Raw genomic sequence first — 26,054 nt, 5'->3', positions numbered from 1 at the left:
GCACGTTGCAACGCTGTTGAGGACACGGCGGGCCGGAACGCGGGTGCCGCCAGGTCGGTGGTTCACCATCCGTCCCGTCCGGACGGCTGCCCGCCCGGACGGGGTGCGCGGACGCCGCCCGACAGATAGGTGCCGATGCGGTTGCCGTTGAGGATCGGGAGAGCTAGCTCCGAGGGGTGGTCGGCGTCGTGCAGGACGCTGACCCATGAGGGGTGCCGGCGCAGGAGGTGGCCCTGTGCGAGCAGGTCCAGGAACGTCCCCGTCTCGTCCGTGTCGGCCGAGCTGATCTGTACCTGCACCCGCTGCCCCGGCTTGAAGACGTGGGCGGTGGGGGTGAGAGACAGCTCGTATCGGTGCGCCTCGCCGGGGACGACGGGCTTGTTCGCGGTGAAGGTGTGCTCGCGCAGCCACGGTGTGGACGCCGCTTCGTCGACCTCTCGCAGGCTGCCGCGCAGCCACCCTCGCGTCAGTATGTGCCGGGAGTCGTCGGTGTCGACCACCCACAGGCTGACGAAGAGCAACAGCTCGTCGTCGGTAGTGGCCGCGTAGAGCGTCACGGTGGCCGGTCCCACCACCTCCGTGCGCTCCACGAGCGGCGGGGTGGTGAAGGTGACTGCTCCCCGTTCGTTGAACAGGTTGTCCTGGTAGCTGGTGGCCCCCTCGTAGGGCCAGAACTCGTGCTCGGACAGCAGGCCGCCGGAGTGCAGGAAGAACGAGTGCCAGCGTGTGTCCGGCAGTGGCCATTCGTCGGCGTCGAGCCAGGAGCCGGTGTCACCGGGCAAGAAGAGCTGGACAGGGGGCTCGTCCAGGTATCCCGTGTCGTTGCCCTTGAGCCAGTGGTCGAACCAGCGCAGGGATTGCGCGGCGTACTGGTAGATCGGCCGGTCCAGGTAGACCGGAGGGCCGACGATGAGCTTCTTCGGCGCCTGGACGCGGCTCCAGGCGCGGAACTCGCCGGGCAGGTGCAGGCCGTACATGCTCCAGCACGCGCCCAGCACGATCGGCACCCGGATGGCGTCGAGGTCGGGGTTGCGCTCGTGCCAGTACGGGCCGTCCAGCGGGTTCATCAGGACGTCGACGATCAGGGGGTTCGGGCCGGCGTCCGGGGCAGCGAGGGCGGCGGCGAGTTCGGGCACCGCCATGATGTCCGCATCCGCTCGCAGGTTCGTCAGCCGTCGCTCGTACTCCTCGGTGCCCAGGTGCTCTCTGCTCCAGCCTTCCACGCGCACTCCGGCCAGATGTCTGCTCCAGGAGGTGAGGAACGTCCGGGCCAGGATTCCGCCGTGGTAGAACTTGTCCCGATAGAAGTCGGTGTAGCCGAAGGGGGCGAACACCGCCTTCAGGGCCGGGGGGTTGCGCGCCGCGATCTGTTTGGCCACCACGGAGAAGTACGAGGCGCCGAAGAGTCCGACACCGCCGGTGCACCATGGTTGCTCAGCGAGCCAGGCAATGATCGCGACGCCGTCGTCGACGTCCTGCGGACCGTAGTGTGTGTACTTTCCGTCCGAGGCGCCCGTGCCCCGGGCGTTGACGATCGCGTGGGCATAGCCGCGGCGGGCGTAGTAGTAGGGGTCTCCGGCTTCCGCCTGCGCGTTCTCTCCGTTCATGGCACGTGGCCGCGCGGGGGTGCTCTGCATGGCCCCGTCGTAGGCGTGTATGCCCAGCAGCGCCGGGAAGGTGCCGACCGCGTCGGGCCGGTAGATGTCCGCGTCCAGTGTGACCCCGTCACTCACGGGAATGCGGACGTGCCGTTCGACGATGACACCGAACTCGCGGGGGGATGTCCGCCACGTTGTGGCGTACACGGCTTACAGCTCGCCCACTTCGGCGAGCGCGTCTCGCGCGATCGCCGAGTCCTGCGCGCTGCTGCCGCCGCTCACACCGATCGCTCCGACCGGCCGGCCGCCGCTGACGAACGGGAAGCCGCCAGGCACCAAGGTGAACCGGGGAACCGCGGGCATACTCAGGACCGCGCCGGGATCCGCGGCCACGAACGCGTGCACGTCCTCAGTGGATTGCCCCGTCATCGCCGCCGTCCATGCCTTGTGCGCGGCAACGGTCATGCTCAGCATCCCCGCTCCGTCGGTGCGGGCGGTCGCGACGGGTTCACCCGTCATGTCGGTGACGACGATGCTCGCCCGAACACCGCTGTCGCCGGCCGCCCGCACCCCGGCGGCAACGAGCCGGCTCGCGGTGGCGTAGGAGATCGTCGGCCGATCGTAGGTGGCTGTGGTGTCCATTCGAGTACCTCTCACCCATCTCTGCAGACTTGTTTCATTGCGGCCCTCACCAGCAGCGGTTCGTATCCCGGATCGATGAGGGCGATCATGGCCAGCGCCGTGGAGGCCAGGTGTCGTGCCAGTTCCTCGGTGGCGGTGGTGAAGTCGCCGCTCCTGATCGCCCCCAGGATCCGGGTGTCCTGCGCCAGCACGACGTCCCATGCCATCGGGGTCTGCGTGGTGTAGACCCGCCTGTATCGCTGCGCGTGGTCGACCAGCCGGGCGATCTGCCGCGACATGCGGTAGCCGAAGTCGATGAACAGGAACCTGTGGAACCGGTCGTGGGGAATGGTGAACCGGTCGTAGTCCCGCTCCGCGGCGCCGGCCCTCATCTCCCCGAGCGCCTCGTTCATTTCGGTGAAGTCGGCCTGGGAGAGCTTCGGCAGCTTCAGGCTCACGGCCAGCGTCTCCAGGACGAGCCGGGAAGCGTAGATCTCCTCCAGGTCCGCCAACGAGAAGTCGGCCACTTGAACGCGGTAGTTGTACCGGGCGTCGACCAGCCCCTCACTCTCCAGCAGGCGGCACGCCTCCCGCACGGGAGACCTGCTGACTCCGAGGTCTCGGGCCAACTGAGCCTGGGACACCACTGCGCCCGGCGCGAGCCGACCCTCCAGGATCTGCCTGCGCAACAGGTCGTGCACAAGGTCGACGGCCGCCTTCCCGGATACCGGCGCGCCCTGAGTGGTGATCGCCGTCTGGACTACTCGGTCAGCCATGGCCCCTGACTCCCCATTCGGTAGACAGTGACGACACTTCAAGTGTGTCGACAGAAATTTCAGCCGTCAAGTGTCCACACTTAGTGAACCTGGAATGGCTGTGCGGACTGACCGATCCCGCCATGGGAGCGCGGCCCGCGACCAACACGTCCGGGCGCGGCGCCCCCTTTTCATGTCACGGTTCTTGGACGGTGTTCTCTATGGAACCGAGGCCGTCGATGGACACGCGGACCACGTCGCCGCCGCGTAGATAACGTCCTCGCGGGGCTCCGACGCCCGACGGGGTGCCTGTCGCGATCACGTCGCCCGGTTCCAGGGTCATGACCTGGCTTGCCGCGGCGATCAGTTCGGCGACCGAGCAGATCATGTCCCCCGTGGATTCGTCCTGTTGCAGCTCGCCGTTGACCCACAGCCTCAGTCGCAGGTCCTGCGGGTCGGGTACCAGGAAGGCAGGGGTCAGCCCGGGGCCCATCGGGAAGGATCCGTCGATGGCCTTGGAGGCGACCCAGTCGTAGACGAACGGCGCGGCCGGCACGGCGGTCCGCTTGTGGAGAGCCCGCGCGGTCACGTCGTTGGCGACGGCATACGCCGCCACGTGGTCGAGCGCGCTCTCCACGGGGATGGCCCGGCCGCCGCGGCCGATCACCACGGCGAGCTCCGCCTCCCAGTCGTATCGAGTGCGCTCCCGGTCGTGGACCGTGAGCGGGTCGGCGGGGCCGATGACCGTCGTCGTCGGGGGCTTGAGGAAGAAGAAGGGATGCCATCCCTCGGCGGGGACGTCGGCACCCATCTCCTTGATGTGCCGCCGGTAGTTGACCCCGGCGCAGATGAGTTTGCGCGGGTAACGGAGGGGAGCGACCAAACCCACGTCGTTGACGGATGGCACGCCTTCCAGTTCCAGCCGCCTCAGCACGGGTTCCGCCGTGGCCCAGTCGTCAAGCAGGTCCAGCATCGTGTCCCACCGCTTGAGTTCGGGCGCGGCCAGCAACGTACCGTCCTCCAGAAGGACCGCCAGCGACGCGGCCCCGGCACCGTCGCGACAAGTGGCCAGCGACCAGGACGGAGTCTGTATCCCGCTCACGCGACACCTCCGGTGCCGTCGAGGGCCTGCCGACCGGCGATCTGGTCGTGGACGCAGGCGATGTCGAGTTCGGACCAACCGTCGGCGACGGCATTGTCGAAGACTTCCTTGCTGGCGGCGAACACCGGCGCGACGAGACCGAGCGCGCCGACGTACTTCTCGGCCTGCTCAAGGATCGCGTGGAGGGTCTCCACCGGCCCGGGGGCCGGCACCCACGACCGCTCACGCATCACGGGCCCCCGCTGCGCCAGGAGGGCCGATCCCGCGATCGAGTTGTCGAGGGTGCGCTGTACGAGTTCGAGGTCGAGGCCCGCACGGCGCGCGGTCACCATGGCCTCGGCCGCCGCAACGGTGTGGCTGGCCATCAGCATGCCGGAGATGTACTTCATCGTCGCGCCGTTGCCGAACTCGCCGGTGTTGACCCATGATCCGGCCACCGCGTCGAGCACATCGCGGATCTGCTCGATGCTCGCTTCCTCACCGGAGGCGAAGACGGTTGTCCGGCGCGGGCGCACCATTCCGGGGCTTCCGCTGATCGGAGCGTCGAGCAGGTCGCCACCATGCTTCCGTACGGCATCGCGCAGAAGGCGCTTCCGGCCGGCGTCGACGGTGCTCATCTCCAGGTGCACCGTGCCGGGCCGCAGTGCCGAGAGGATCCCGTCGAGGCCCGTGACGACCTGCTCGACGGCCGCGATGTCGGGCAGGATGGAGATCAACACCTCGCTGCCGGCGGCGACTTCGGCCGGGCTGCCCGCGACCACGCCGCCCGCGCTCTTCAGTTCGGGCGAACCGCTGCGCCGGTAGCCGATCACCGCGAAGCCGCGTTCGAGCAGGTTCTGCGCGATGGGCAGTCCCATCCGGCCGAGTCCGATCACACCGACTGACCGCCGTTCAGGGGGCGTTGCTGCATTCATTAGCTGCCTCACTTCCATTCGAAGGTTCGGGCGCCCAGCATGATCCGCACCTGCAAACTGCCCTCGTTCAAACGCCAGCGGTGCAGCGTGAAGGTACGGAGGCCGTGGACGACGAACGGATCCGCCGAAGCCCGCGCACGAGCGCTTTCCTCATCGTCGGCGCGCAGGACGGTCACCCCCGATCCGGGCGCTGTGCCCGGTCCGGAAAGGAGCGGGCCGGAACACAACACGACGCCTTCCCGCTCCAGTCCCAGCAGCCATTCAAGGTGTTCGTCGACGAATTCCGTTACCTGGTCCGCCGTGACACCTTCGTTCGGCGTTGACCAAACGAGCCAGTAGTCCTGGCCGAGGAGCCGGTCGGCAGACGACGAGGTGTGAGCACTCGCGTCCTGATGTGTATCCACTTTAGGGCCGCCATTGTCCGGTACCGAAGGGTGTTCGGGGTCCCACGCCGACCGTAACCAGCCGTGGGAGGGGCAACGGCGGACAGCGGGAAGGCCGTCCCGGGCCTCTCCCCCGCCGCCGATCGCCGTCAGTCCGACTGGCCGGCGCCGCGCCCCGCGTCGAGGAACGCGCCAACGACTCCGAGGAAGTCGGCGGTCTTCTCGATCATGGTCCAGTGTCCGCAGCCGGAGAGCAGATGCAGCCTGCTGTCGGGCAGCGCCGCCAGAAGCGGCTCGCTGGAATCGCGCCAGGGCACCACTCGGTCGTCACGACCGTGCACCATCAGTACCGGCTGCTCCACCGCGGCGAGTTCGACACCGCTGAGCGACAGGTCGTCCACCCACCGCTGCCTCGGCGGCGGGAACATCGCGGCCCACGAGTCCCGTACCGTGGGCTCGAGACTTGCCTGATAGCGCAACTGGATCAGGTCGTCCGTGATCAGTGACTTGTCGTAGGCGAAGAGGTCGATGACGCGCCGCATGTTCTCGGGGTCCGGCGAGTAGCTCCAGACCGTGTCGAGGCCGGTCGGCAGCGTCATCGCGACGCCCATCGGCCCCATGAGCACGATCCGTCGCACAGAGCGGGGACGAGCCAGCGCGAGCGAGAGCGCGATCGCGCCGCCCATGGAATTGCCGATGACGTCGACGCTGTCAACGCCCAGCGTGTCGAGGAGCGTCTCGGCGTGCCCGGTCCAGGCCGCGCGCCCGAACTGCCGGGCCTCCCCTGTCGCCGTTCCCCCGAAGCCGAGCTGGTCGGGCGCGAGCACGCGCCGTGTCCGCGCGAGCGTCGGGATGACGGCGCGCCAGTTCGCCGTGGCGGTGACTCCCGGCCCGGAGCCGTGGAGCAGGAGTACGGGCGGATGCCCCTGGTCGACGGCCGGTTCGCCGGTGTCGATGAGGGTGGTGGCGACACCGGCGACGTCCACGGTGGTCGTGGCTAGGTTGACGGACATTGGGTCTCCAGGCGGTGGTTCGGTGCGCGTCAGCGCACGGGGGTGGCGACGGCTTGGCGCTGGGTCGAAACCCGTTTGGTTGGCCCGAGCCACATGTCGATGGAGCCGAGTTCGTTCGGATCGAAGGTACGAGGACGCCATGCGGCCTCGTCCTCGATCCGCCGCACCCCGAAGGAGTACTCATAGGTGAACCCCTCCGGGCCGAGGAAATAGAGGAAGATCGCCGTCGACTGCGGGTGACGTCCCGGCCCCTGTTCGATCTGGACGTCGTGATCCTGCAGGAAGTGCCAGCTACGGAAGACGTCGTCCATCGACTCGACCTGGAAGTTCATATGGCACAGCCCTGGCTCGTCGCCTCTGAAGACCGCCAATTTGTGGTGCACCGGGTCGATGCGCATCAGACAGGCCGCGTCACCGATCCAGTCGGAGACGCGCGCGTTGAAGGTCCCGTTCCAGAAGCGGTACGCCTCGCGTACGTCCGGGGCGTCCAGGCACAGGTGGCCGAACTCGGTGATGCCGGCCGGCCGGGTGAACGCGACAGGCCGGACCACCGTCTCCTGGTGACTGGCGAGTTCCAGGCGGTTGCCGAACGGATCGTCGAACGCGACGAAATCGCGCACGCGCCGCGAGCGGGCCTCTTCGCGGGAGCCGCGAGTGACCCGGAACCCCCGGCTTTCCAGCTCGGTCTCGGCGAGCGCGAGGGCGTCCGAGTCGGCCACCTCGAATCCCGACGCGAGCACGCCGGAGGTGCCCTGGACAAGCGCGAGGCAGTGATGGCGGTGGTCGGCGCGAAGGTGCGCGACGCCGTCCTCCGTCTTCTCGGCGAGCTCCAGACCGACGATCTCGGTGGCGAATCGCGTGGCACCCTCCAGGTCGGCCACGCCGGAACGGACGTACGCGATATCGGTCAACTCGATCATGAGCACACCGGCGTGAAGTGGGTGAGGTGTCGGACAAGGCTGCCGCGCGGGTCGAGAGTGTCGATCTCGGCGAAGGCCTTCTTCACATCCCTGGTCATCGTTGGCTCCTCGTTCACGGACGGATCACGGGCGCCGACGACTCGTGGTTCTGGAGGAACTCGGGGGGCGGCGGCGCTCCCCACAGGTGCGGCGGCACCTCGAAGTCCTGGGCGACCCAGCTGTCGTCGATCTGGTCGATGTCGGAGAACCACTCGATCCAGGAGCCCCACGGGTCGCGGTTGTAGTGGAAGAAGTTGGAACCCACGGTGTGGCGTCCGAGCCCCCAGCCCTCGTCCCGGCCACGCGAGCGCATCCGGTCGGCTCCCAGCGCGATCGCGTCGATCGAGGGGACCTCGAAGCTCGCGTGGTGGAAGCCGCGGTGGGTGCTGCGGATGAAGCCGAAGACGTGGTGATCCCCGGGACCCGCGTTGAGGAAGGTGACCAGTCCCTTGATGCGGTCGCTGACGTGGAGGTCGAGAACGGTCGTGTAGAACGCCTCCATCGCCTCCGGCTGGGCGGTGAAGAGCAGCGAATGACCGAGTCGCCGGGGCATCGTGTCCTGGGTGACCTCGGTCCACAAGCGCCGCCCGACGCGGCGGTGTTCCGCACCGATGTTCATGGGTACGCCGGCGACCGGCCGGGCGAGGACGGGATCCTGCTCGATCAGTTGGACAGGTGTGCCGTCCGGATCGAGGACCCACAGTCCCTCGCCGGTTGTACCGGCCGGGGGCTCCGGCAGCACGACCGTGCCCGCGCGTTCAAGACGCTCCCGAAGCGCGTCCGTCCGGCCCCGCGCGACGGTGAAGGTGACGTGATGGAGACGCTTCTCGTCGGCCCTGATGAGGCGGACCTGCTCCTGGTCGCGTCCCGCGCAACTGGCGACAAGCGTGCCGTCCTTGTCTGCCGTCTCCAGGCCGAAGTCGTTGAGGAAGCTGTCGGCGACCTCAAGGTCCGGCACTTGCAGCGCGTAGTGGTGAAGTCCGGTGATCATGGCGCCCCTCTCAGAAAAACTGCATACACTTTACCTCCGCGGGGTGGCTACTACCAGACCCTGTGAAGGAGATTCCTTGAGGAGGCCTGTATGCAGGACGAACTCGTCGTGGCCGCTCACACGCTCGCCCGCCATGGGTTGGTGACAGCCTTCGGACATGTGTCGAGGAGGGTGGCCAACACGGTGACCATCACTTCTCCTGCCGCCCTCGGCACCATCACAGTGAACGACCTTCGTGAGATCGATCTCGGAGTCGATTCCCTGCCCACCGACGTACCTCCCGAAGCGTGGGTCCATCTGGAGATCTACCGCAAGCGCCCCGACGTGCGGGCGATCGCGCGGGCGATGCCCCCTTCCGCCTTCGCCGCAGCCGCCGTGACCCGCGAGGTGCCGGCTCTTCACGGCCAGGCCTGCTGGCTGGGCGCCGGCCTTCCGGTGCATCCGGTGCCCCTGCTGCTGCGCACCCCGCAGCTCGCGCACGCCGCAGCGACGACGCTCGGGACCGGCTCCGCCATACTCCTGCGCGGGAACGGCGCTGTCACCGTCGGCGACTCGCCCGGGCTCGCGGTGGCCCGTATGTGGCTCGTCGAGGCCAGGTGCGACACCTGGCTGCGCGCCACAGCGACGGGATCACCGCAAACCCTGTCCGCCGAGGAGGTCTCCGCCTGGCAGGCGCCCGCGGGCACCCTGCTGCCGCGACTGTGGGACCACCTTCGCGCGGCCCCCGCACAGCAGTGATTCAGGCACTCCCCACGCTGTCCGATTCCCCCGGTGGGACCTACACCGTCCCGCTCTCCTGCAAGCGGGGATACTGCGTACACTCTGAAGAACTCAGAATGGCAAAGCAAAAGGGTAAAGGGGTGTGCGGAGATGTCCGTTGGCGAACTGCTGCAAGGACGCCCCGGGCCGCGTATCACCGACCCACGGCAGACCTCCGTGCTCATCCACGCCCACTTGCGCGAACTGATCGTCGATGGGGTCCTGCCCCCGGGTACGGAGCTCAAGCAGGCGGAGCTGGCGCGCATCTTCGCGGTCAGCCGGACGCCGTTGCGCGAGGCCTTCCGCATGTTGCAGGAAGAAGGCCTCGTCTCGGCCGAGCCCAATCAGCGCAGCCGGGTCGTCGGGCTTGACCCGGCCGACCTCGAACTCCTCTACGCGGCACGCATCACGCTGGAAGCGCTCGGCGTCCGGCTGACGGCGGGCAACCTCACGCGCGGCCAGAACCGAGAGGCCAACGCGAACCTCCGCGAGATGGAACGGGCCTACCGTGCCGGGGACCTCGCGAGCTGGGCGGTGGCCCACCGAGGCTTCCACCGCCTCCTGGTCAGCCAATGCGGCCCCGTCGTGCTGCGCACCATCAGCTCCTACGTGGAGCAGAGCGAGCGCTACATCCGACTGCACCAGCACCACCACCATGACGACTTCCACACCCGCCAGAAGGAGCACATCGCCATCCTCGAGGCAGTCCGTGACGGAGACTCCGTCACGGGCGGGGTGCTGATCGCCCGACACCTCGCCGGCACCGCCCTCCGCGTCACAGGTGACATCGCCCCGGGCCGAGGCGCGCCCGCGATCCACGCCGCCCTGCTCCTGGTCGGCGCAGCCGACGACACACCGGCCGCCACCACCTAAGGGATGGCAGTGGAGAAGGTCGTGTGCGGGTAGGTCGGGTGCCGGTTCGTGCCGGGTCTGGTCATGCGGTGACAACGGGCCGTCCGCCCATCGATGGTGGACAGCGCGCGGAGGACCGACGCCGGCCACCCGGCCGGAGGACCACGCGGTCGCCGAGCCCGGCACGTCCGCTTCGGTCGAAAGCTCACCGGCCCGGGGCTGTCCGAAATACCGGGCCGGTGAGCGGACTATGAGCAGCGGTTGCTGCCGGCCGCTGGCCGCCCGCCGCCGAACAGGCTCCCTTGCGCGTCCGGGTTGACCTGCTTCGGCGTCACGACGCCGGGTCCGGTGCCGCCTGCGGCGGGGTGGTGAACGGTTCGGAGTCGTCGGAGGGCAGCGGCCCCGTCAGGTAGCGCTGGATGGTGGGGCCGATCCACGCCGCGATCTCCGCTCGCGAGAGGGCGGCGATCGGCGGCAGCCGCAGGAGGTACCTGTTCAGCGCGATGCCGAGCAACTGCGAGTCGATCAACGCGGCCCGGATGGTCGCCTCTTCGGGATTCGGGCAGAGTCCCGCGACCATGGGACGGACCTGGTCGGTGAACACGCGCCGGGCCTCCGCGGCCGCGTAGTCGTTGGTGGCGGCGCCACGCAGCATGGCGGCCAGCGCCTCGTCGTTCTCCCACCGCTCGAGAAAGTGCGCGGCGATCGCGGTGCCGGCACAGTCCCGGGGGATCGCCGCGGGGTCAGGCAGTTGCAGGTCGAGAGTGGCCGCGGCGGCGAACAGCCCGGCCTTGGTACCGAAGTAGCGCATCACCATGGCCGGGTCGATGCGGGCGTCGGCGGCGATCGAGCGGATGGTGGCTCGTTCGTACCCGTCGGCGGCGAAGCGCTCGCGGGCGGCGGACAGGATCGCGGCGCGGGTCGCGTCCGAGCGGCGGGGGGCGGCGTGGTTCATGACAACAAGTGTAGGCCAACAGCCGTTGACACAATGAGGGGGCGGAGTTACGTTCGAGGCCAGGTCAACGATTGTTGACGCCTATAACGGGCCAAGCCTGGGGGCAGCCATGAACAACCCGACCGAACCCGCCGCGCCGAGGAATGTGACAGAGGTACTGGTCGTCGGCGCCGGTCCGACCGGACTGCTGCTCGCCGGCGATCTCGCCGAAGCCGGTGTGGAGGTCACCATCCTGGAGCGGCGACCCGAGGCGGACGCCAACCTTTCCCGGGCCATCTCCGTACACCCCCGCACCCTGGAGGTGCTGGACGCCCGCGGGCTGGCCGACGAGCTGGTCACACTCGGCACACCACTCAAGGGTGTACGGATCATGGGTGCGATCAAGGTGACGATGGCGAAGCTGCCCAGCCGCTACCCGTTCACACTGATCACCCCTCAGTACCGGGTGGAACACCTGCTGGAGCGGCGCGCCGTCAAGGCCGGCGTTCGGATCGTGCGCGGCGCCGAGCTGAGCGAGCTTCGGCAAGACGCGGACAGCGTGCTGGCCCGTACCGCGGACGGCGGGGAGTACCAGGCGCACTACGCGGTGGGTACGGACGGGGCCCGCAGTGCCGTGCGGCGGCTGCTGGGAATCCCCTTCCCCGGCGACTCGGTGATCCGCTCCGTGGTCCTGGCGGACGTGCGGTTCAAGGACTCCCCGCGCGAGTTGCTCACTGTCGACACCAACCAGCATGGCCTGGCCTCCCTGGTGCCCTTCGGCGACGGCTGGTTCCGGGCGATCACCTGGGACCCGCGCAAAGAGCAGGCGGATGACGCCCCGGTCGAGGTGGAGGAGCTGCGCGGCACCCTGAAGCGTGTTCTCGGCACGGACTTCGGGCTGACGGAAGCTCGGTGGATCTCCCGCTTCCACAGTGACGAGCGGCAGGCCCCGAACTACCGGCAGGGCCGGGTGTTGCTCGCCGGTGACGCCGCGCACGTGCACTCGCCGGCCGGGGGCATGGGCATGAACACCGGGCTCCAGGACGCCTCCAACCTGGGCTGGAAGCTCGCGGCGGTGGTACGCGGGTCTGACTCCGACGCCCTCTTGGACAGCTATCACGACGAGCGGTGGCCGGTCGGCCGTCAGGCGCTGCGCACCTCCGGCGGAATCATCCGACTGGGCACGCGGGTGGGCGGCAGCCCCGTCCGCGCCGCGGTGTTGAAAGCGGTGATGAAGACGCTGGGCCGGTTCGCACCGAGCGCGCGCATGGCGCTGAAGATCAGCGGCGTCTCGATCGCGTACCCCGCGACGCCCGGCGCGCATCCCCTCATCGGCCACCGCGCCCCCGACGTACGCCTGGCCGGCGAGTCGGCGCGAGTGTACGAGGCGCTCCGCGGCGGCCGGTTCGTTCTCGTCACACAGGGGCAAGTCGACGTCCCCGAGAACCCGCGCCTGCGGGTGTGCGCTGCAGCTGGCACGCTGCCCGCGACACTCCTCGTCCGCCCGGACGGCTATGTCGCGTGGGCCGCGGACTCGCCGTCGCACGAGGAGCTGCGTGCGGCGATCACCGAGTGGGCGAGCGATCAGGCGTAGCGGGACCGTTGTACCGGACCGCGGCGGAGTGCGAGGCGGGTCGTCGCGGCGGCATCGCTTCCGCGACGACGGTCAGCTCTCCAGCCGGCATCGTCGGTCCCGGCGGCCATGCGGCTACGCCGGCGGCCGCCCGCTGGAGAAGGTCACCGCTGACACTCCCCTGACCGACGACCGGCCCGCCCCGCGCCGGCTGTACCCACCTCAGGATTCGTCGCGAAGCAGATCGGCAACCGCGCGTGCGAAGTGGTCCGGCTGCTCGATGTGGCCGAAGTGGCCGCTGTGTTCGAGGACGGTCAGCCGGGCTCCGGGAATGCCGTCCCGGAGCATCACGGCCCAGCGCGGGCCGCAGATGAAGTCTCGTCGCCCCGCGATCACTGCCGTCGGTACGGTGATCTCGCCCAGCCGGTCGCGGAGGTCGAACGGAGTGGAGTCAGGTGCGGTGGCCGCCTCAGCGGAGATGCGCACACCGGCCACGAAGCCGGCGAACTCGTCCCGTCGCGCCCAGAAATCGGCGAAGTAGACCGGCAGAGCCGCACGCAACCGCGCACTGATCTGTTCGTCGTCGGCCGCGCCGAGCGCGCTCTGGAACAGTGCGGGGATGGCTGCGGCCTCGGGCTGGTCCGGGTAGAGCCCCGGGTAGGCGTTGAGTCCTGCCATCGCGTGCTCCCACCACTCTGAGCCTGCCACCGGCGAGGTGTGATAGAGGATCAGACTGGCCAGCCGCTCCGGGTGGTCCACCGCATACCGCTGGGCCACGAAACCTCCGTGCGAGTGGCCGAGCAGGTGCACCCGCGGCTCGCCGAGGTGGTCGACCAGTGCGCCCAGAAAGCGCACGTAGGTGTCCAGGCCATAGGCGGCTGGGGTGTCCGACGACCCCGTGCCCACGGGCTCCGCGTAGACCACGGTGAAGTGCTTCTCCAACTCGGGAGAACGAAGGTACCCATAGTCGAAACCGGGACCGCCGGGGTGGGCGACAAGCACCGGGCCGCTCCCGGCCACGTGGTAATTCATGCGAACGCCGTCGAGACTTACGCAGCTCATACGATGCGCTTCCTAACCAGTCAGAGGGACATGCCGAAGCCCCCGTCGGTGTACGGAGGGCTCATGGGCGGCGAAGTCGGGTGTGCCGTCGCAAGTGAGCGGCGTGGGACCGAACCGGTCGCACACCTCGACGTCAGCCGGCGCCCGGCCACGCGACGAGGCACGGCGTGTTGGGCAGTGGGTGGAAGCCCATGCCCAACAGTGGCCGTGTGAGTTGATGCAGTCGTGGGACTAGAGGGAGAGGCCCGCTTCCCGGAGCTCTTCGGCCAGCACGGCGGCGCCGCTGTAGAGCGCGCCAACGCCCCCTGCCAGCCCGGCGATCTCGAGTGTCTCCAGGATCATCTTCGGTGGTGTGCCGATGGCCAGGGACCGCCTGATGTGCGAGCGAACGATGTCCAGGTCACACCGGACCGCCTGGATCGCGATGATGAGCAGTTCACGCGTCCGTTGGTCGACCTGGTTGTCGCTCCGGCCGAAGGAGCCGCTCAGAAACGTGGCGAACAGCTCCATGTACGCGGGATCGTTCTCCGCGACGAACCGCTGTCCCGCGAGGACCTCACCCTTGAGAGCGCGCTCCAGGTCGGTGACGGCCTTTCGCCTGCCGGCCATCAGTACGTTCCGTCGGCTGACGCCTTCGCCCCGAGGGTGACCTTGTCGTCCGCCTTGCGGAGGTCGTACTCCAGCGGCCTGCGGCTGAACCGCGGCATCACCTCGGAGGTGAACAGCTCGATCGAACGGTCCACCCGCTCGCGCGGCGCGTAGCCGAAGCTGAACATCGTCCGCACATGCGGCACTCCGTTGTCGGCGAACTCCTGAAGGCGAGCCGCGACGGTGTCAGGACTTCCGACCGTGACAGCCTGGTTGACGAAGGTCTCACGATCGCCGCTGACGCCGCGGTAGGAACCCTTCGCCCAGTCGCCGGCCCCGTCCTTGCTGGGCTTGGAGCCGAAGGACCGGAACGCCTCCAGCGCCGGTTCGACCTCGGCCCAGGCCTGTTCGTCGGTCTCGGCGACGTGGATCATCTGTGTCACGGCCAGCCAGTCGAGGCATTCGCGCACCAGCTCGTCGTCGTGACCGCCCTCTGCCAGGGCCGCCCGGTAGAGATCGACCTTCGCCCGTCCGGCAGTTGGCTCGAAGCGGCCGAACATCACCGGCCAACCCTCCCGCCCGGCCCGGGCGATGGTGTCGTCGGTGTGCGTGGCGCGCGCGAGCAGCGGCCTGGGCCTCCGGAAGGATGCCGGCATGACGCGGCCGGCCATCGTGCCCTTCTCGTGAGTGATCGCGTACTCGAACTTCTCGCCGTCAGGGTGGTCCCAGGCGCGCAGCATCACGTCGAGCGTCTCCTCCATCAAGGAGTGGCGCTGCGAGGCGTCGCGGCCGAGGCCGGCGGCCTCGGCGGGGTTGCCGCCCGGTGCGAGGCCGATGATGCACCGCCCGCGGGTGAGCACGTCGAGCAGGTTGCACTGCTCGACGAGCCGCAGCGGGTTCCAGAGCGGGACGGCAGCGACGCTGATGCCGATGTGGGCCTGCTTAAACTGCCCGGCGAGATGGGCGCCGAGCATGAACGGATCGGCGTAGGTATTGAAGCCGTTGAAGTGGTGCTCGGTCAGATACACCGCGTCGAAGCCCGCCTCGTCGGCGCGCAGGCAGTGCTCGACCTGGGTCTCGATGATCTCCTGGTCATCGTCCGCGCCCCGGCTTTGCGGGATCACGTACATGGAGAACCGCATCGGCTGCCGGCCGTCGTCAAGCCTTGTCATGAGCTGACCCCCGCGTCCACCTTGACGGCCCCGAGCGCCGCGAGGAACCCGAGTTCATCCACGAGGAACCAGCCCTCGACCAGCTTGCCGTCCGCGAACCGCATGATTCCCGCCTCTTCCATGACCACCCGCGCGCCTGTCGCCTCGATGCCGAAGAACGGCCCGTTGTGGACGGCGTCGAGCTTCCAGATGCCTGCGACCTGGTCCCCCTCGGCCACCAGCGACGACTCGTCGATGTCGAGGTTGAAGTCGGAGAACGCCCGGCGCATGCTGGCCAGCCCGCGGATGAACCCGTCGAGGCTCGACATCCCCTCGCCGGTGATGGCCGTGGTCTCGGACGTCAGCAGTTTCGCCGTCGTCTGCAGACCGCCGCGACGGACCGTGAAATTCTCGTCGAAGAGTTCTCGGGCCAGTTCTGTGTCGCCCGCGTTGATGACGTCCCGGACGATGCGTACGAAGGCACGCTTGTTGTCTTCAGTCGACATTGACTTCTTCACCTCTTAGAACGCAGCAATGGGTTCCAGGCGCCGAGCTGGCTGAATTTCCGATTTCGCTCCGGGCGCCTACACAACCTCGACAGATTCGCTTGATCTGTCCGCACGAGCCTTGAATCCGCTCGGCATTCGCTCATCACCGTGCAGACGACGTCGCCTGTATTTCACGGTGTGAACCACGGTAGTTCCTGTCGTGAACTTCCACAAGGCATCCACTGGCTTCTCGTGAAAGAGGCCGGCACCGCCTCCTCACACCGGCTGGTATTTCGGGTAGTCGGTATAGCCGACGGCACCCCCGCCGTAGGCCTTGCTCAAGTCCGCCTCGGCGAGCGGCACCCCGGCGGCGAGTCGCTCCGGGAGGTCAGGGTTGGCGATGAAGAGCTGACCGAAGGAAAGAATGTCGGCCACTCCTTCCTCGATGAGCCGGAGTTGACCGGCTCCGGTGCGCGACCCGGGGGTCGCCGGGTTCAGCATGAAGATGCCGGTCCAGGCCGCCCGCAGGACAGCCGTGAACTCGGGGGCCACCGTCTCCATCACGTGGAGGTAGGCCAGTCCGAGCGGGTTCAGGGCGTCGACCAACAGCGGATAGGTCAGGGTGTAGTCGTCTTCCCTGATGTCATTGGACGGGTTGGCCGGGGAGATACGCAGACCGGTGCGAGACGCCCCGATCGCCTCGGCGACAGCGGTGACGACGTCGACTGTGAAGCGAATTCGGTTCGTGGGACCGCCGCCCCATTGATCGGTGCGCAGGTTCGCGTTGGTCGCAAGGAACTGCTGCAAGAGGTAGCCGTTCGCGCCATGCAGCTCAACGCCGTCGAAACCCGCATCGACCGCATTGCTCGCCGCGGTGGCGAAATCCTCCACCGTCCGGCGGATATCGGCGTCGGTCATCTCACGCGGGACGACGTAATCCACCAAACCTTTGGGCGTAAAGATCTGCCCCTCGGCCTGGACCGGAGAAGGGGCCGCCGGGGTGAGTCTGTCGCGGTAGTTCGCCGGGTGGCCGATCCGGCCGGTATGCATGAGCTGGGCGAAGATCACCCCGCCCTGGTCATGCACCGCGTCGGTGACCTTGCGCCACGCCTCCACCTGAGTCCTGCTGTGCAGCCCGGGAGTGTCGGGGTAGCCCTGGCCGATGACACTCGGCTGGGTCCCCTCCGTGACGATCAGAGCGGCACCGGCCCGCTGTGCGTAGTACTCGGCCATCATCGCCGTGGGGCTCCGGTCGGGCCCGTACGCGCGGCTGCGCGTCATGGGCGCCATCGCGATGCGGTGTTTGAGTTCCAGCGGACCGATCGTGACGGGCTCGAACGCGGTCGTCATCGTCGTCATCCTCTCCGGGACACGTCCACCCAACGACTGCCCCATCCCATAACCGTACGGCACTGTACGGAAAAGGCGGAGTGAGATGCAGGTCACACTTCAGTCAAGCCGCCGCCGGCCCCTGCGACGCTGCTCGGGGCGGCGCCCGGCCACCCGCAAAGCCCTGCTCACCGCGTCGACGGACACCCGTTCGCCCCGCCCCGTCGGCAAGTTGCTCCTTTACAGTGAGGCCATGACTCCGCCGAACGACGCCAGTCGCCCGTCCCGCGCGGGCGCTTCCCCAGCCCGGGGTCGCAACCGTGAGAACGCCATCCTTGCGACGGCACTGGAACTGGTCGGCGAGGGCGGTTTCGATCGTTTGACCGTCAACGAGATCGCGACCAAGGCCCGCGCGTCGAAGGAAACCATCTACAGCCGGTGGCGCTCGAAGGACGAGATAGTCGCCGAGGCGCTCCGTCGGCAAAGCGAGGGTGACGTCCCGGAGATCCCGGATACCGGCAGTCTCCGGGGAGACCTCAGGCAGACCCTCGACGCCCAGGCCGCAGCGCTGGACGGCAAGGGCGAAGTGTCGTTGCTCAGCCTGATCGGGGCCGTTCGTGACCATCCTGGTCTTCGCGACGCGGTTCGTTCGCACCTCCAGCGAACCCACAAGACGATCGGCGAGGCGATCGCGGCGCGCGCGATCGACCGGGGCGAGCTGCGAGCTGATGCCGACGTCGCCACCTGCATCACGCTCGCGCTGGCGCAGTTGCTGTTCTCGGCCTTGCTCGGAGGCGCCGTGCCGGGCCCCGCGGACCGGGAGAGGCTGGTCGATCAGGTGTTGCTGCCCATGCTCACGTCCAACTGATCGTGCCAGGCTCGGAGTTGCAGTCGGGCGGCCCAGCGGGGCCAGGCGCTGGGCCGCCCGACGATCCGCCGAGAATCTCCCAGCCGTAGCCGTGAGCGGTGCCGACGCACTCGGCCTTCGGACGCTGGGTGATGAAGGTGCTTTCAGGAGGCCGGGGGCTGTCCGGACCAGGCAGCGCGCAGCAGCCGGCTGAGGCCTTCGGCGGTTACCTCACGAGGGTTGGCGTAGGGATTGGCCAGCACGATCTGGACGATCCGGTCGATGTCGTTCTCCGCCATGCCAAGTTCCCGGAGGGACCGGGGTGCGCCGAGCCGACCCGCCAACCCCCACAGGTACGCGGCTGGATCGGCGCCACTGCCCAGGGCCCGGCCGAGCGAGGTCACGGCCTTCGGCGCCGCGTCCTGGTTGTAGGCGAGAGCATGCGGGAGCACCACGGTGTGGGTCTGCGCGTGTGGCAGGTCGAGCGTGCCGCCGAGCGCGTGACAGAGCTTGTGGTGCAGGGACATGGTGGTGGCCCCGAGGCAGGCTCCGCACAGCCAGGTGCCGTATTGGGCACGGGCGCGGGCGTCGAGGTCGGTGCCGTCGACGACGATGTCGGGGAGTGCGGCGGCCAGCGCCCGAACGCCTTCCTCGGCCATCAGGTCGATGATCGGGGAGGCGTCCGGGGCGTACAGGGCCTCGACCGCATGCGCGATCGCGTTCATTCCGCTGGTCACGGAGGCGGCCGTCGGAAGGGTCACGGTCAGGGCGGGGTCGTACAGCACCGAGATCGGCAGAACGCGTGGATCGCGTCCCGTGCGCTTGACGCCGTTCTCCGTGAGCCCCCACACCGGGGTCATCTCGGACCCGGCGTACGTCGTCGGTACGGCGATGACGGGCAGGCCGTGCTGGAGAGCGACGATCTTCCCGAGGCCGATGGCCGAGCCGCCGCCGACGGCGACACAGCCGTCCGCGTTCACTTCCGCGGCTCGCCTGCGGGCCTCTGCCGCCGACTCGGCGGGCACATGCATCCGGGCGTGGGGGTGGATGTCCGCCGCTCGCGCTCCGATGCGGCCGGCGACGGTCTCGGCGAGCGCGCGCTGTTCGGGGGAACAGAGCACGATGACGTGCTTGAGGCCGGCATGGTCGATTTCGTCGGCGAGCCGGTCGAGGGCTCCGATACCCATCACCACGCGCATCGGGAGCGCCTGGTAGCTGAAGTCGAGCGTGGTGTTCATCGGGCGTCCTTGTTCTTCTCGGGCTCGACGTTCTTCTCGGGCTCGACGGTGATGTCGAACTCGGCCAGGCGGAACGGGGCGGTGACCTGGCGCCGCCGGGCTTCCTCTTCGTCGTCGACCCGCGCGAAGTCAACGACCAGACTCTCTTTGACGGCGAAGACGGCGTCCGAGTCCAAGTAGGGGCTGTCGGCGACGAATATGTGGGTGGTCAGCGGCCGGTAGCCGTCGGCCTCCACGATGAAGTGGATGTGGGCCGGACGGTACGGGTGACGTTCGGTCGAGTCGAGCAGCAGTCCTACGGGGCCGTCGGTCGGAATCGGGTAGTGGCTCGGGACGACGGTGCGGAACCACAGGCGGCCTTCGTGATCGGTCCGGAAGAGGCCGCGTCCATTGCCGAGCGGCTGGATCTCGGGTTGCTGCACGTCGTAGAAACCGTCCTCGTTGCACTGCCAGACGTCGACGTTCGCGCCGGCCAGCGGGCTGCCGTCCACGGCCATGACGCGGACCGAGACGACGCCGGGCGTTCCGGTGCCCAGGAGGTCGATGTTGTCCCCGCTGTCGCGCTTGGGCGACTCCACCACATGGAACGGCCCCAGGACCGTGCTCTCGGTGCCGCCGCTCTGTTCGTTCACCGTCTCGACCAGCATGGAGACACCCAGCACGTCGGAGAGGAGGATGAATTCCTGACGCGTGGGGTCGCACTTCTGCCCGACGGCCGTGAGGTACTCCACGGCGTACTCCCACTCCTTCATCGTGGGACGCAACTCACGGACGTAGCCGTGCAGATGACGGACGAGCCCTTGGAGCAGTTCGCGCAGCCGGGGGTCCGGCGTGTCGTGAAAGCTGTCCACGACCGCCGCGGTAAGTGCCTTCGTCGCTTCTGTGCCGGGCATTCCATACCTCCTGTGGTGACGGGTGCCCTTCGGCCTCATGACGCGTCGCCGACGCGGTTCCTCTTCGTCCCAGGGAGGCCCGGACGAACAAGCCGCCGAAACGCTACGGAGTCTCGGCCGGGGGCGCTATCCGCTGGGCGCGGCCGACAGCCGCATCGCGCGGCTTGTACGGATGGCATGAGGAATCTCCGTGCGATGAGCCGTGAGGAATCTTCGAGTGACCTTGCCCGACAGAGGTCTGCGCCCGCCAGCCGTGTGACGACGCTCCCCACAGTCCCTCGGCCCGGCCGCGGTCGGCCGCCGTCCGGCGTTCACCCCTTGTTGGGCGGGCGGGTCGGGGATAACAATGGCGCATGGGCCGCTCACTCTTGGCGAGCCACGTGCTGTGCCGCGATTCAGGCTTCGAGGATTTCCGCGAACGCCTCAACGACCTGTTCTATCCGGCGGACGTCACCGCGCTGTCGGGCCCCGAGGGCGCCGGCGGCGAACTTCGTGGCGTGCGCACCGAGCACATCACCATCGGCCTCATGACCTTTGGTCAGCGCACCCGCGTCGACCCGGGGAGAACGCCGTCGCACTACCACGTCAACGTCGTGCTCCGAGGCTCCATCGAAGCGGCCACGGGACGACAGGAGATGGTGGCGACCGCCGGTGACGCCATGGTCTTCACACCGACCCAGCAGCACCGGCTGGTGCGGTGCGAGCACGACGCGAGGCATCTGGGAATCAAGATCGACCGCAGCATTGTCGAGGGCGAACTCCAGGCCCTCCTGGGCCGCCCGCTGCACGCTCCGCTGGAGTTCGCGTTCACCTTCGATACGACGACGGCGCCGGGCCGCAGTTGGCGCCGTACGCTGGACCTTCTGATCGCCGAGTCCGACAGCGCCGGCGGTCTGATCGGCCGGCCTCCGGTGCGGCACCACTTCGAACGTCTCCTGGTGAGCGGCCTTCTCTTGGCCCAGCCGCACAACTACACGGAAGCGCTACTGCGCCCGCAGCCTCCCGCCTATCCGCGGACGGTGCGCAAGGCTGTCGACCTGATCAACGCCCATCCCGAGACCCCCTTCACCCTCGGCGACCTGGCCCAGGCGGCAGGTGTGAGCGCCCGGCGCCTCCAGGAAGGCTTCCGGGAACATCTCGGCGTGACCCCGATGACGTATCTGCGCGACGTCCGCCTGGATCATGTTCATGCCGACCTCATGGCCGGTGCCACGGGAGTCACCGAGGCTGCCGGACGGTGGGGATTCACCCACCTGAGCCGGTTCTCCTCCTTCTACCGCCGACGCTTCGGCAGCGCGCCCTCCGAGACGCTGGCCAGGGCCGGCGGCTAGATTCGCGGCCCGTGTGGGGACCCGGGGGGCGATACGCGGCCCGTGCGGGGACCCCGGGGGGGGGTGGCGATACGCGGCCCGTGCGGGGACCCCGGGGGTGTGGCGATAAAGGTGTGCCGACCTGGCCGGTTCCGCGCGGGAGCGGTTGCGGCGGAGGTGGACTCCCCCGGGCTACAGGCGCCTGGTCGCGGGCCGCTCCCCCGGCCACTTGGCGTGGTCGACCGGCCGACGAGGTCGGTTACGGCCCTTCCCTTTGGCGTGTCAGATCATCGCGCCCGCCACGCACGTCGATGATCGCGGCGCGCAGGGTCAGCGCCTCTCCCAGCATGCCCATCACACGGCACGCCGCTCCAGGTGTGTTGCCCACCCCTCCTAATCGGGGTAAAGTCCGTTTACGTTAGCTGGGCGGAGCACGGCCCTCGACCCCTCCCTTCGCCCACCACCAGGCCCATCAAGGGAGAAGCTCATGACCGCCATCGATTACACGGTGCTGCCGGACGAAGAGACCATTGAGGCGACAGTGGCCGCCCTCCAGGAGCACGGCTTCAGCGTGGAGGTCGTCGACGACTTCGAGTCCGCTCGGCTGAGCGTGCTGAAGCGGATCCCGGAGGGCTCGCCGGTGATGACGAATACGTCGGTCACGCTGACGGAGACCGGCATCGAGGCCGCCATCAACGACCCGAACGGCCCTTACGATTCGGCCCGTAACAAGATGATGGCGCTGGACTACCAGACCCAGCAGAAGGAGATGAAGGCCATCTCCGGGGCGGCCGAATACGTCGTCGGCAGCGTCCACGCGATCACAACCGACGGCACCGTCCTCATCGCATCGGCCACGGGCAGCCAGCTCGCGTCATTCGCCTGGGGTACCCCGAACGTCATTCTGGTAGCGGGCACGCAGAAGATCGTCCCCGACATCGAGGCGGCTCGCGACCGAATTGTCGAGCACAGCCTCAAGCTCGAGGACGTGCGGGCCCAGGCCGCCTACGGGCAGCGCAGCTTCATCGGCAAGTTCCTGGAGATCCGACAGGAACTGCCGGGCCGTATCCACCTGGTGCTGATTCGCCGGCAGGTCGGGTTCTGATCCCGCGACCCCCCAGCCGGCTCCGTACGCACACCCCGTCCATGAGATGACCATCGACTGCTGTAGGAGTTCTTGTGAAGAGTTATCGGCTGACCGCCATAGCGGGCGTCGCCGCACTGGCCGCATGCCTGGTGACCACCTCGCCGGCCATCGCCGCGTCGGCGACAGCCTCGCCGACGGCCGCGGCACAGACCGGCTGCGCTGACTACACCTTCACCGCGTCCGGCCAGCTGGCGGAAGGCCGGACGGCCACGCCGTGGAGCTATGTCATCTCCAGCCAACCGGGAACGATCAACGTATGCCTGGACGGCCCGAACGCCGCGGACTTCGATCTCGTACTCAAGCGCTTCGCGCCCGGCGGGCTGGTGACGGTCGCGACCTCGTCCGGCCAGGGAGCCGACAAGACGCTCTCGTACAACGGTGTGCCGAGCGCCTACCGGGTTGAGGTGGTGGCGATCAGTGGCAGCGGCCCGTACTCAATCGGTGTGAACATCCCCTGACGGGAGCGCCACCCACCACTGTGACCACCTGTCCAGCCGGTGATCGAGACGACCGGCTGGACGGGCAGCGGGCCGGTCGTCTTGCGTCGGTCGCGCGCCACCCCGGCATCCGGGAGTGGCGCTCGCGAAGAGTCAGGACACCCGTGCCCCGATGACGAAGACGCCGTCCGACGATCGCCGCCCTACGGCGCCTTCACACCAGCTACGCGGATATCAGGTTCTACCGACGAGGCGGGAGCCCCACCCTATGACCTCACGCACCACCAACCGGATCAGCCTCGGCAAGATCCTGATTTCGGTGCCGGCGGTGATCGCCGGTGTGGGCCCCTACGTCGCGGACTGGAACGAGACACACATCCACAACCCGAACTGGCCGCCACACGCCAAGTTCCACAACGCTCAAACCATGAGCTTGGGCGCGGGACTGGCCGGAGCCGCCCTCCTCCAACTGTGGCGCCCTGCCGATTCCACCGCGTCCGCCAGGGCCTCGCTGGACAGCGGAGCCCTGTCCGCCGCGCTGTACTGGGTCACACAGATTTCCGCTCTCGCCTACCCCGGTTCGAGGGCCGTCGACCCGCCCGGCAAGCAGTTCTTCCCGCAGGCCGTCATCGCCTTCCCCTCGCTGTCTCTCGTGGGACTCGGGTACGCCTTGGAACGGCGACGGCTGCGCAGGCAAGAGCTGTCGGCTCCGCGCGTACCGCGGCGGCGTAAGAGCCGGTGACCGCCAGGCCGCCGGAACGCGCGAGGCGGTCTGTGCGGCCTGACCTCATGCGCGAAGCGGACACTAGCCGGCGGCAGAAGTCCTCGGCGGCCCGGCGGTGACATCGCGGGCGTTCGGCGGCTCGTACGGGTCCGTGTCCAGGCCCCAGGCGAGCACACGGACGGGGTGGATGCGGATCAGTGCCGCGTCGAAACCCGGCTGTGGCGGCTCGGCAGCGAGGAGTTCGGCCGTGCCGCGGATTTCGATACCCCTTGGGTTCCAAGGGGTGATAGACGCCAGATCGTCGATGACGAGAGAAACACGCGGGTCAGCCTGGATATTGCGATACTTACGGCTCGCGACGAGGTTGTGGCCCCCGATGTCGATCGTGTCGTGCTCACGGTTGTAGGTGAACGCGACCGGCCTGGCCTGAGGCGCCCCATCGGGGCCGATGGTCGCCAGACGGCCGAGCTGTTGACTGTCGAGGTATGCCTGCTCGGTGGGGGTGAAGACGCTCATGGGTTCCCTTGTCAGCCGAGTGCCAGTAACGGGACAACACATGGGCCCGTCCTGTGGCAGCGGCCGCGCCCATGGAACTGAAGCGGACTATACCCCGCCTGGCCGGGATGACGGTTGGGCCCACCGTCCGGCACGGGCTACCGGTGAGCCCGGGAGCGCGGCGGAGAGAGTGGACGGACGCGGCACTCAGCCGTCCGCACTGAAGCACTCAACCAACGTGCGCAGTCAGTCCGTTGTGACGGCAGCCGCTCGGGCGTCGTACTCCGCGCGCGCGGCCATGATGCGTGGCGTATTGGCGCCGGTCCACTCCGCCAGTTCGCTCACCGGGCCCAGGAGTTCGTGACCCAGACCGGTGAGCTCGTACGTCACCTGGGGCGGGACGCTCGCGATCACGGATCGCTCGACGAGCCCGTCACGCTCAAGCACCTTCAACGTCGTCGACAGCATCTTCTGGCTGATGCCCGCGATACGGCGCCGCAACTCGTTGAAACGCAAAGGGCCTCCGCCCAGCGTCTTGACGATGAGCAGCGACCACTTGTCGCCGACACGAGCGAGCATGTCGGCGATGGCGGTGCAGGTCTCACTGCCTACTTCCTCGCGCACTGAGGTTCGGGTATCAACCACTGCACTCCTCCTCGCCGCGGTCACCTTGAGGTGACCTGGTGCGTCACAAGTGCCTTCTTGCAGCGAGAATACCGTCGGGGCATCGTGGTTACAACAGGAAACCTTCTACCTAGTTGAAACCAGAGGAAGCACAGTGAACACGTCCCCCCGCCTGGCTCTCGTCATCGGTTCCACCCGCCCCCAGCGCTTCGCCGACAAGCCCGCTGAGTGGCTGCTCAAGCAAGCGGCGGAGCGTCAGGATTTCGTGCTGGAGACGCTCGACCTGCGTGACTTCGATCTGCCCTTCTTCGCCGAGGCCGGCTCGAACCTGCACGTTCCCAGCGCCGACGCCCGAGCGGTGGCCTGGCAGCAGGCGCTGAGCAACTACGACGGCTTCGTCTTCCTGGTCGCCGAGTACAACCGCTCCATCACCGCGGCGCTGAAGAACGCGCTCGACCAGGCTGGTGTCGAGTGGGTGCGCAAGCCGTTCGCCGCGTTCGGTTACGGCAGTGTCGGCGCCGCGAACGCGATTCAGCACCTCCGTCATGTCGGTATCGAGCTGCAGATGGTGCCCTCGAAGTTCTCGGCGTACCTGTCGGGCAGTGACCTGTTCAAGGTCCACCCCTTCGGTCTCAACGGGCCGATCAGCGACGTCGAAGCGGGCATCAAGCCGTCCGTGGACGCCATGTTCGACGATCTCGTGTGGTGGGCCAACACGCTGCGCGCAGCGCGGCCCGCCGCGGAGTAGAAGCAAGGGGCTGAACAGGGAGGCGAAGGATGCGCCCACCGCTATTGGCTATTGGACAGCGATCTGACAACAGTCTCGGTCGGGCACAAGACCCTCTGGGGACTGACCACGGCCAGGGGCCGGTTCACCGCCGTCGCGGGCACAGGCGAGGTGTCCGGTGAAGGGGCCGTCCACGGCGCATTGACCATCGCGGCTCCGCATGACGGTCAGCCGGACCGACGTCGACGGCCGTGCCGTCTTCACCAAGCGAGACCGACTTCCCCGGCTCGGGTGCGCGCCGCGCACCCGAGCCGTCCCTTACAGCACGTGACCTCAACTCCATGAACGATCTGACTGGTATTGACTGCACGGAGGCATGAGCATGGAGTTCGGGATATCGAGCATCGGTGACATCACGCGGGACCCCGTCAGTGGTGTGCTCGTCTCGGAGCATGAGCGGATCCACGCGCTGATGCGGATCGCCGTGCACGCCGAGGAGGCCGGCTTCGACGTCTTCGCGGTCGGCGAGCATCACAACCC

General features: G+C 68.3%; 28 protein-coding genes. 9 read left to right on the top strand and 19 right to left on the bottom strand.

Annotated elements, in window-relative coordinates; translation table 11 throughout:
* Positions 1–62: 62 nt before the first annotated feature.
* The 9 genes from AB0912_RS21900 to AB0912_RS21860 form a co-directional block, all read right to left on the bottom strand.
* Positions 63–1,805 (bottom strand): CocE/NonD family hydrolase, encoded by a 1,743-nt coding sequence (locus AB0912_RS21900; RefSeq protein WP_366702206.1) that lies wholly within the window; start codon positions 1,803–1,805, stop codon positions 63–65.
* A 3-nt stretch (positions 1,806–1,808) separates the two neighbouring features.
* The gene (locus AB0912_RS21895; RefSeq protein ID WP_366702204.1) at positions 1,809–2,240 is read right to left on the bottom strand and encodes a heme-binding protein; all 432 of its coding nucleotides are present in this window, start codon (positions 2,238–2,240) and stop codon (positions 1,809–1,811) included.
* Between the two features lie 11 nt (positions 2,241–2,251).
* Positions 2,252–2,995, bottom strand: coding sequence for a GntR family transcriptional regulator (locus tag AB0912_RS21890; protein ID WP_366702202.1), 744 nt, complete (start codon positions 2,993–2,995; stop codon positions 2,252–2,254).
* Between the two features lie 175 nt (positions 2,996–3,170).
* A complete protein-coding gene (locus AB0912_RS21885; RefSeq protein WP_366702200.1) occupies positions 3,171–4,076 on the bottom strand; it encodes a fumarylacetoacetate hydrolase family protein in 906 nt (301 codons plus the stop codon).
* Complete coding sequence (locus AB0912_RS21880) at positions 4,073–4,990, bottom strand: NAD(P)-dependent oxidoreductase (RefSeq protein ID WP_366702339.1); 918 nt, start codon at positions 4,988–4,990, stop codon at positions 4,073–4,075. Before AB0912_RS21880 ends, AB0912_RS21885 begins: the two co-directional genes overlap by 4 nt.
* An 8-nt stretch (positions 4,991–4,998) precedes the next feature.
* A complete protein-coding gene (locus AB0912_RS21875; protein WP_366702198.1) occupies positions 4,999–5,394 on the bottom strand; it encodes a YciI family protein in 396 nt (131 codons plus the stop codon).
* 128 nt (positions 5,395–5,522) lie between these two features.
* Positions 5,523–6,386: an alpha/beta hydrolase gene (locus AB0912_RS21870; protein ID WP_366702196.1), complete on the bottom strand. Its 864-nt coding sequence runs from the start codon at positions 6,384–6,386 to the stop codon at positions 5,523–5,525.
* Positions 6,387–6,415: 29 nt separating this feature from the next.
* Positions 6,416–7,306: a VOC family protein gene (locus AB0912_RS21865; protein WP_366702194.1), complete on the bottom strand. Its 891-nt coding sequence runs from the start codon at positions 7,304–7,306 to the stop codon at positions 6,416–6,418.
* Between the two features lie 112 nt (positions 7,307–7,418).
* Positions 7,419–8,336 (bottom strand): VOC family protein, encoded by a 918-nt coding sequence (locus tag AB0912_RS21860; RefSeq protein ID WP_366702192.1) that lies wholly within the window; start codon positions 8,334–8,336, stop codon positions 7,419–7,421.
* A gap of 90 nt (positions 8,337–8,426) precedes the next feature.
* Here AB0912_RS21860 and AB0912_RS21855 point away from each other — a divergent pair, with 90 nt between their 5' ends.
* Together AB0912_RS21855 and AB0912_RS21850 are read left to right on the top strand one after the other, a co-directional pair.
* Positions 8,427–9,074 carry a class II aldolase/adducin family protein gene (locus tag AB0912_RS21855; protein WP_366702190.1) on the top strand — a complete coding sequence of 216 codons (648 nt, stop codon included), beginning with the start codon at positions 8,427–8,429 and terminating at the stop codon, positions 9,072–9,074.
* 132 nt (positions 9,075–9,206) lie between these two features.
* Positions 9,207–9,968 (top strand): GntR family transcriptional regulator, encoded by a 762-nt coding sequence (locus AB0912_RS21850; RefSeq protein ID WP_366702188.1) that lies wholly within the window; start codon positions 9,207–9,209, stop codon positions 9,966–9,968.
* 310 nt (positions 9,969–10,278) lie between these two features.
* Here the strand turns inward: AB0912_RS21850 and AB0912_RS21845 are convergent, their stop codons facing one another.
* Positions 10,279–10,902, bottom strand: a complete 624-nt coding sequence (locus AB0912_RS21845; RefSeq protein ID WP_366702186.1) for a TetR family transcriptional regulator — start codon at positions 10,900–10,902, stop codon at positions 10,279–10,281.
* A gap of 109 nt (positions 10,903–11,011) precedes the next feature.
* Between AB0912_RS21845 and AB0912_RS21840 the strand changes: the two genes are divergently transcribed.
* On the top strand, positions 11,012–12,475 hold the full coding sequence (locus AB0912_RS21840) for an FAD-dependent monooxygenase (protein WP_366702184.1): 1,464 nt from the start codon (positions 11,012–11,014) through the stop codon (positions 12,473–12,475).
* A 201-nt stretch (positions 12,476–12,676) separates the two neighbouring features.
* Here the strand turns inward: AB0912_RS21840 and AB0912_RS21835 are convergent, their stop codons facing one another.
* The 5 genes from AB0912_RS21835 to AB0912_RS21815 all read right to left on the bottom strand — a co-directional run bounded on the left by AB0912_RS21835 (position 12,677) and on the right by AB0912_RS21815 (position 17,093).
* The gene (locus tag AB0912_RS21835; RefSeq protein ID WP_366702337.1) at positions 12,677–13,486 is read right to left on the bottom strand and encodes an alpha/beta hydrolase; all 810 of its coding nucleotides are present in this window, start codon (positions 13,484–13,486) and stop codon (positions 12,677–12,679) included.
* A gap of 261 nt (positions 13,487–13,747) precedes the next feature.
* The gene (locus AB0912_RS21830) at positions 13,748–14,125 is read right to left on the bottom strand and encodes a carboxymuconolactone decarboxylase family protein (protein WP_366702182.1); all 378 of its coding nucleotides are present in this window, start codon (positions 14,123–14,125) and stop codon (positions 13,748–13,750) included.
* Complete coding sequence (locus AB0912_RS21825) at positions 14,125–15,276, bottom strand: LLM class flavin-dependent oxidoreductase (RefSeq protein ID WP_366702180.1); 1,152 nt, start codon at positions 15,274–15,276, stop codon at positions 14,125–14,127. The genes AB0912_RS21830 and AB0912_RS21825 overlap by 1 nt, the downstream gene beginning before the upstream one ends.
* Positions 15,273–15,761: an ester cyclase gene (locus AB0912_RS21820; RefSeq protein WP_366702178.1), complete on the bottom strand. Its 489-nt coding sequence runs from the start codon at positions 15,759–15,761 to the stop codon at positions 15,273–15,275. Before AB0912_RS21820 ends, AB0912_RS21825 begins: the two co-directional genes overlap by 4 nt.
* A gap of 258 nt (positions 15,762–16,019) precedes the next feature.
* Complete coding sequence (locus AB0912_RS21815; RefSeq protein WP_366702176.1) at positions 16,020–17,093, bottom strand: alkene reductase; 1,074 nt, start codon at positions 17,091–17,093, stop codon at positions 16,020–16,022.
* A 232-nt stretch (positions 17,094–17,325) separates the two neighbouring features.
* On the opposite strand from AB0912_RS21815, the gene AB0912_RS21810 reads away from it, so the two are divergent.
* The gene (locus AB0912_RS21810; RefSeq protein WP_366702174.1) at positions 17,326–17,940 is read left to right on the top strand and encodes a TetR/AcrR family transcriptional regulator; all 615 of its coding nucleotides are present in this window, start codon (positions 17,326–17,328) and stop codon (positions 17,938–17,940) included.
* A gap of 143 nt (positions 17,941–18,083) precedes the next feature.
* Here the strand turns inward: AB0912_RS21810 and AB0912_RS21805 are convergent, their stop codons facing one another.
* Positions 18,084–19,157 (bottom strand): maleylacetate reductase, encoded by a 1,074-nt coding sequence (locus AB0912_RS21805; RefSeq protein WP_366702172.1) that lies wholly within the window; start codon positions 19,155–19,157, stop codon positions 18,084–18,086.
* Positions 19,154–20,050: a dioxygenase gene (locus tag AB0912_RS21800; RefSeq protein WP_366702170.1), complete on the bottom strand. Its 897-nt coding sequence runs from the start codon at positions 20,048–20,050 to the stop codon at positions 19,154–19,156. The genes AB0912_RS21805 and AB0912_RS21800 overlap by 4 nt, the downstream gene beginning before the upstream one ends.
* A gap of 353 nt (positions 20,051–20,403) precedes the next feature.
* Between AB0912_RS21800 and AB0912_RS21795 the strand changes: the two genes are divergently transcribed.
* The 4 genes from AB0912_RS21795 to AB0912_RS21780 all read left to right on the top strand — a co-directional run bounded on the left by AB0912_RS21795 (position 20,404) and on the right by AB0912_RS21780 (position 23,686).
* Entirely contained in the window at positions 20,404–21,381 is a 978-nt protein-coding gene (locus AB0912_RS21795; protein WP_366702168.1) for an AraC family transcriptional regulator, read from the top strand.
* Positions 21,382–21,847: 466 nt separating this feature from the next.
* Positions 21,848–22,465 carry an LUD domain-containing protein gene (locus tag AB0912_RS21790; protein ID WP_366702166.1) on the top strand — a complete coding sequence of 206 codons (618 nt, stop codon included), beginning with the start codon at positions 21,848–21,850 and terminating at the stop codon, positions 22,463–22,465.
* Positions 22,466–22,539: 74 nt separating this feature from the next.
* On the top strand, positions 22,540–22,965 hold the full coding sequence (locus AB0912_RS21785; protein WP_366702164.1) for a hypothetical protein: 426 nt from the start codon (positions 22,540–22,542) through the stop codon (positions 22,963–22,965).
* 247 nt (positions 22,966–23,212) lie between these two features.
* A complete protein-coding gene (locus AB0912_RS21780) occupies positions 23,213–23,686 on the top strand; it encodes a DUF6640 family protein (RefSeq protein ID WP_366702162.1) in 474 nt (157 codons plus the stop codon).
* 63 nt (positions 23,687–23,749) lie between these two features.
* Here the strand turns inward: AB0912_RS21780 and AB0912_RS21775 are convergent, their stop codons facing one another.
* Both AB0912_RS21775 and AB0912_RS21770 read right to left on the bottom strand, forming a co-directional pair.
* Positions 23,750–24,184 (bottom strand): PPOX class F420-dependent oxidoreductase, encoded by a 435-nt coding sequence (locus tag AB0912_RS21775; protein ID WP_366702160.1) that lies wholly within the window; start codon positions 24,182–24,184, stop codon positions 23,750–23,752.
* Positions 24,185–24,409: 225 nt separating this feature from the next.
* Positions 24,410–24,787, bottom strand: a complete 378-nt coding sequence (locus AB0912_RS21770) for a helix-turn-helix domain-containing protein (protein WP_366702158.1) — start codon at positions 24,785–24,787, stop codon at positions 24,410–24,412.
* Between the two features lie 154 nt (positions 24,788–24,941).
* Between AB0912_RS21770 and AB0912_RS21765 the strand changes: the two genes are divergently transcribed.
* On the top strand, positions 24,942–25,535 hold the full coding sequence (locus AB0912_RS21765) for an NAD(P)H-dependent oxidoreductase (RefSeq protein ID WP_366702156.1): 594 nt from the start codon (positions 24,942–24,944) through the stop codon (positions 25,533–25,535).
* Positions 25,536–26,054: the final 519 nt, after the last annotated feature.

Source organism: Streptomyces sp. NPDC007084 (genome assembly GCF_040703595.1).
Classification (GTDB): Bacteria; Actinomycetota; Actinomycetes; order Streptomycetales; family Streptomycetaceae; genus Streptomyces.
This window is presented reverse-complemented; position numbering and strand designations above follow the sequence as displayed.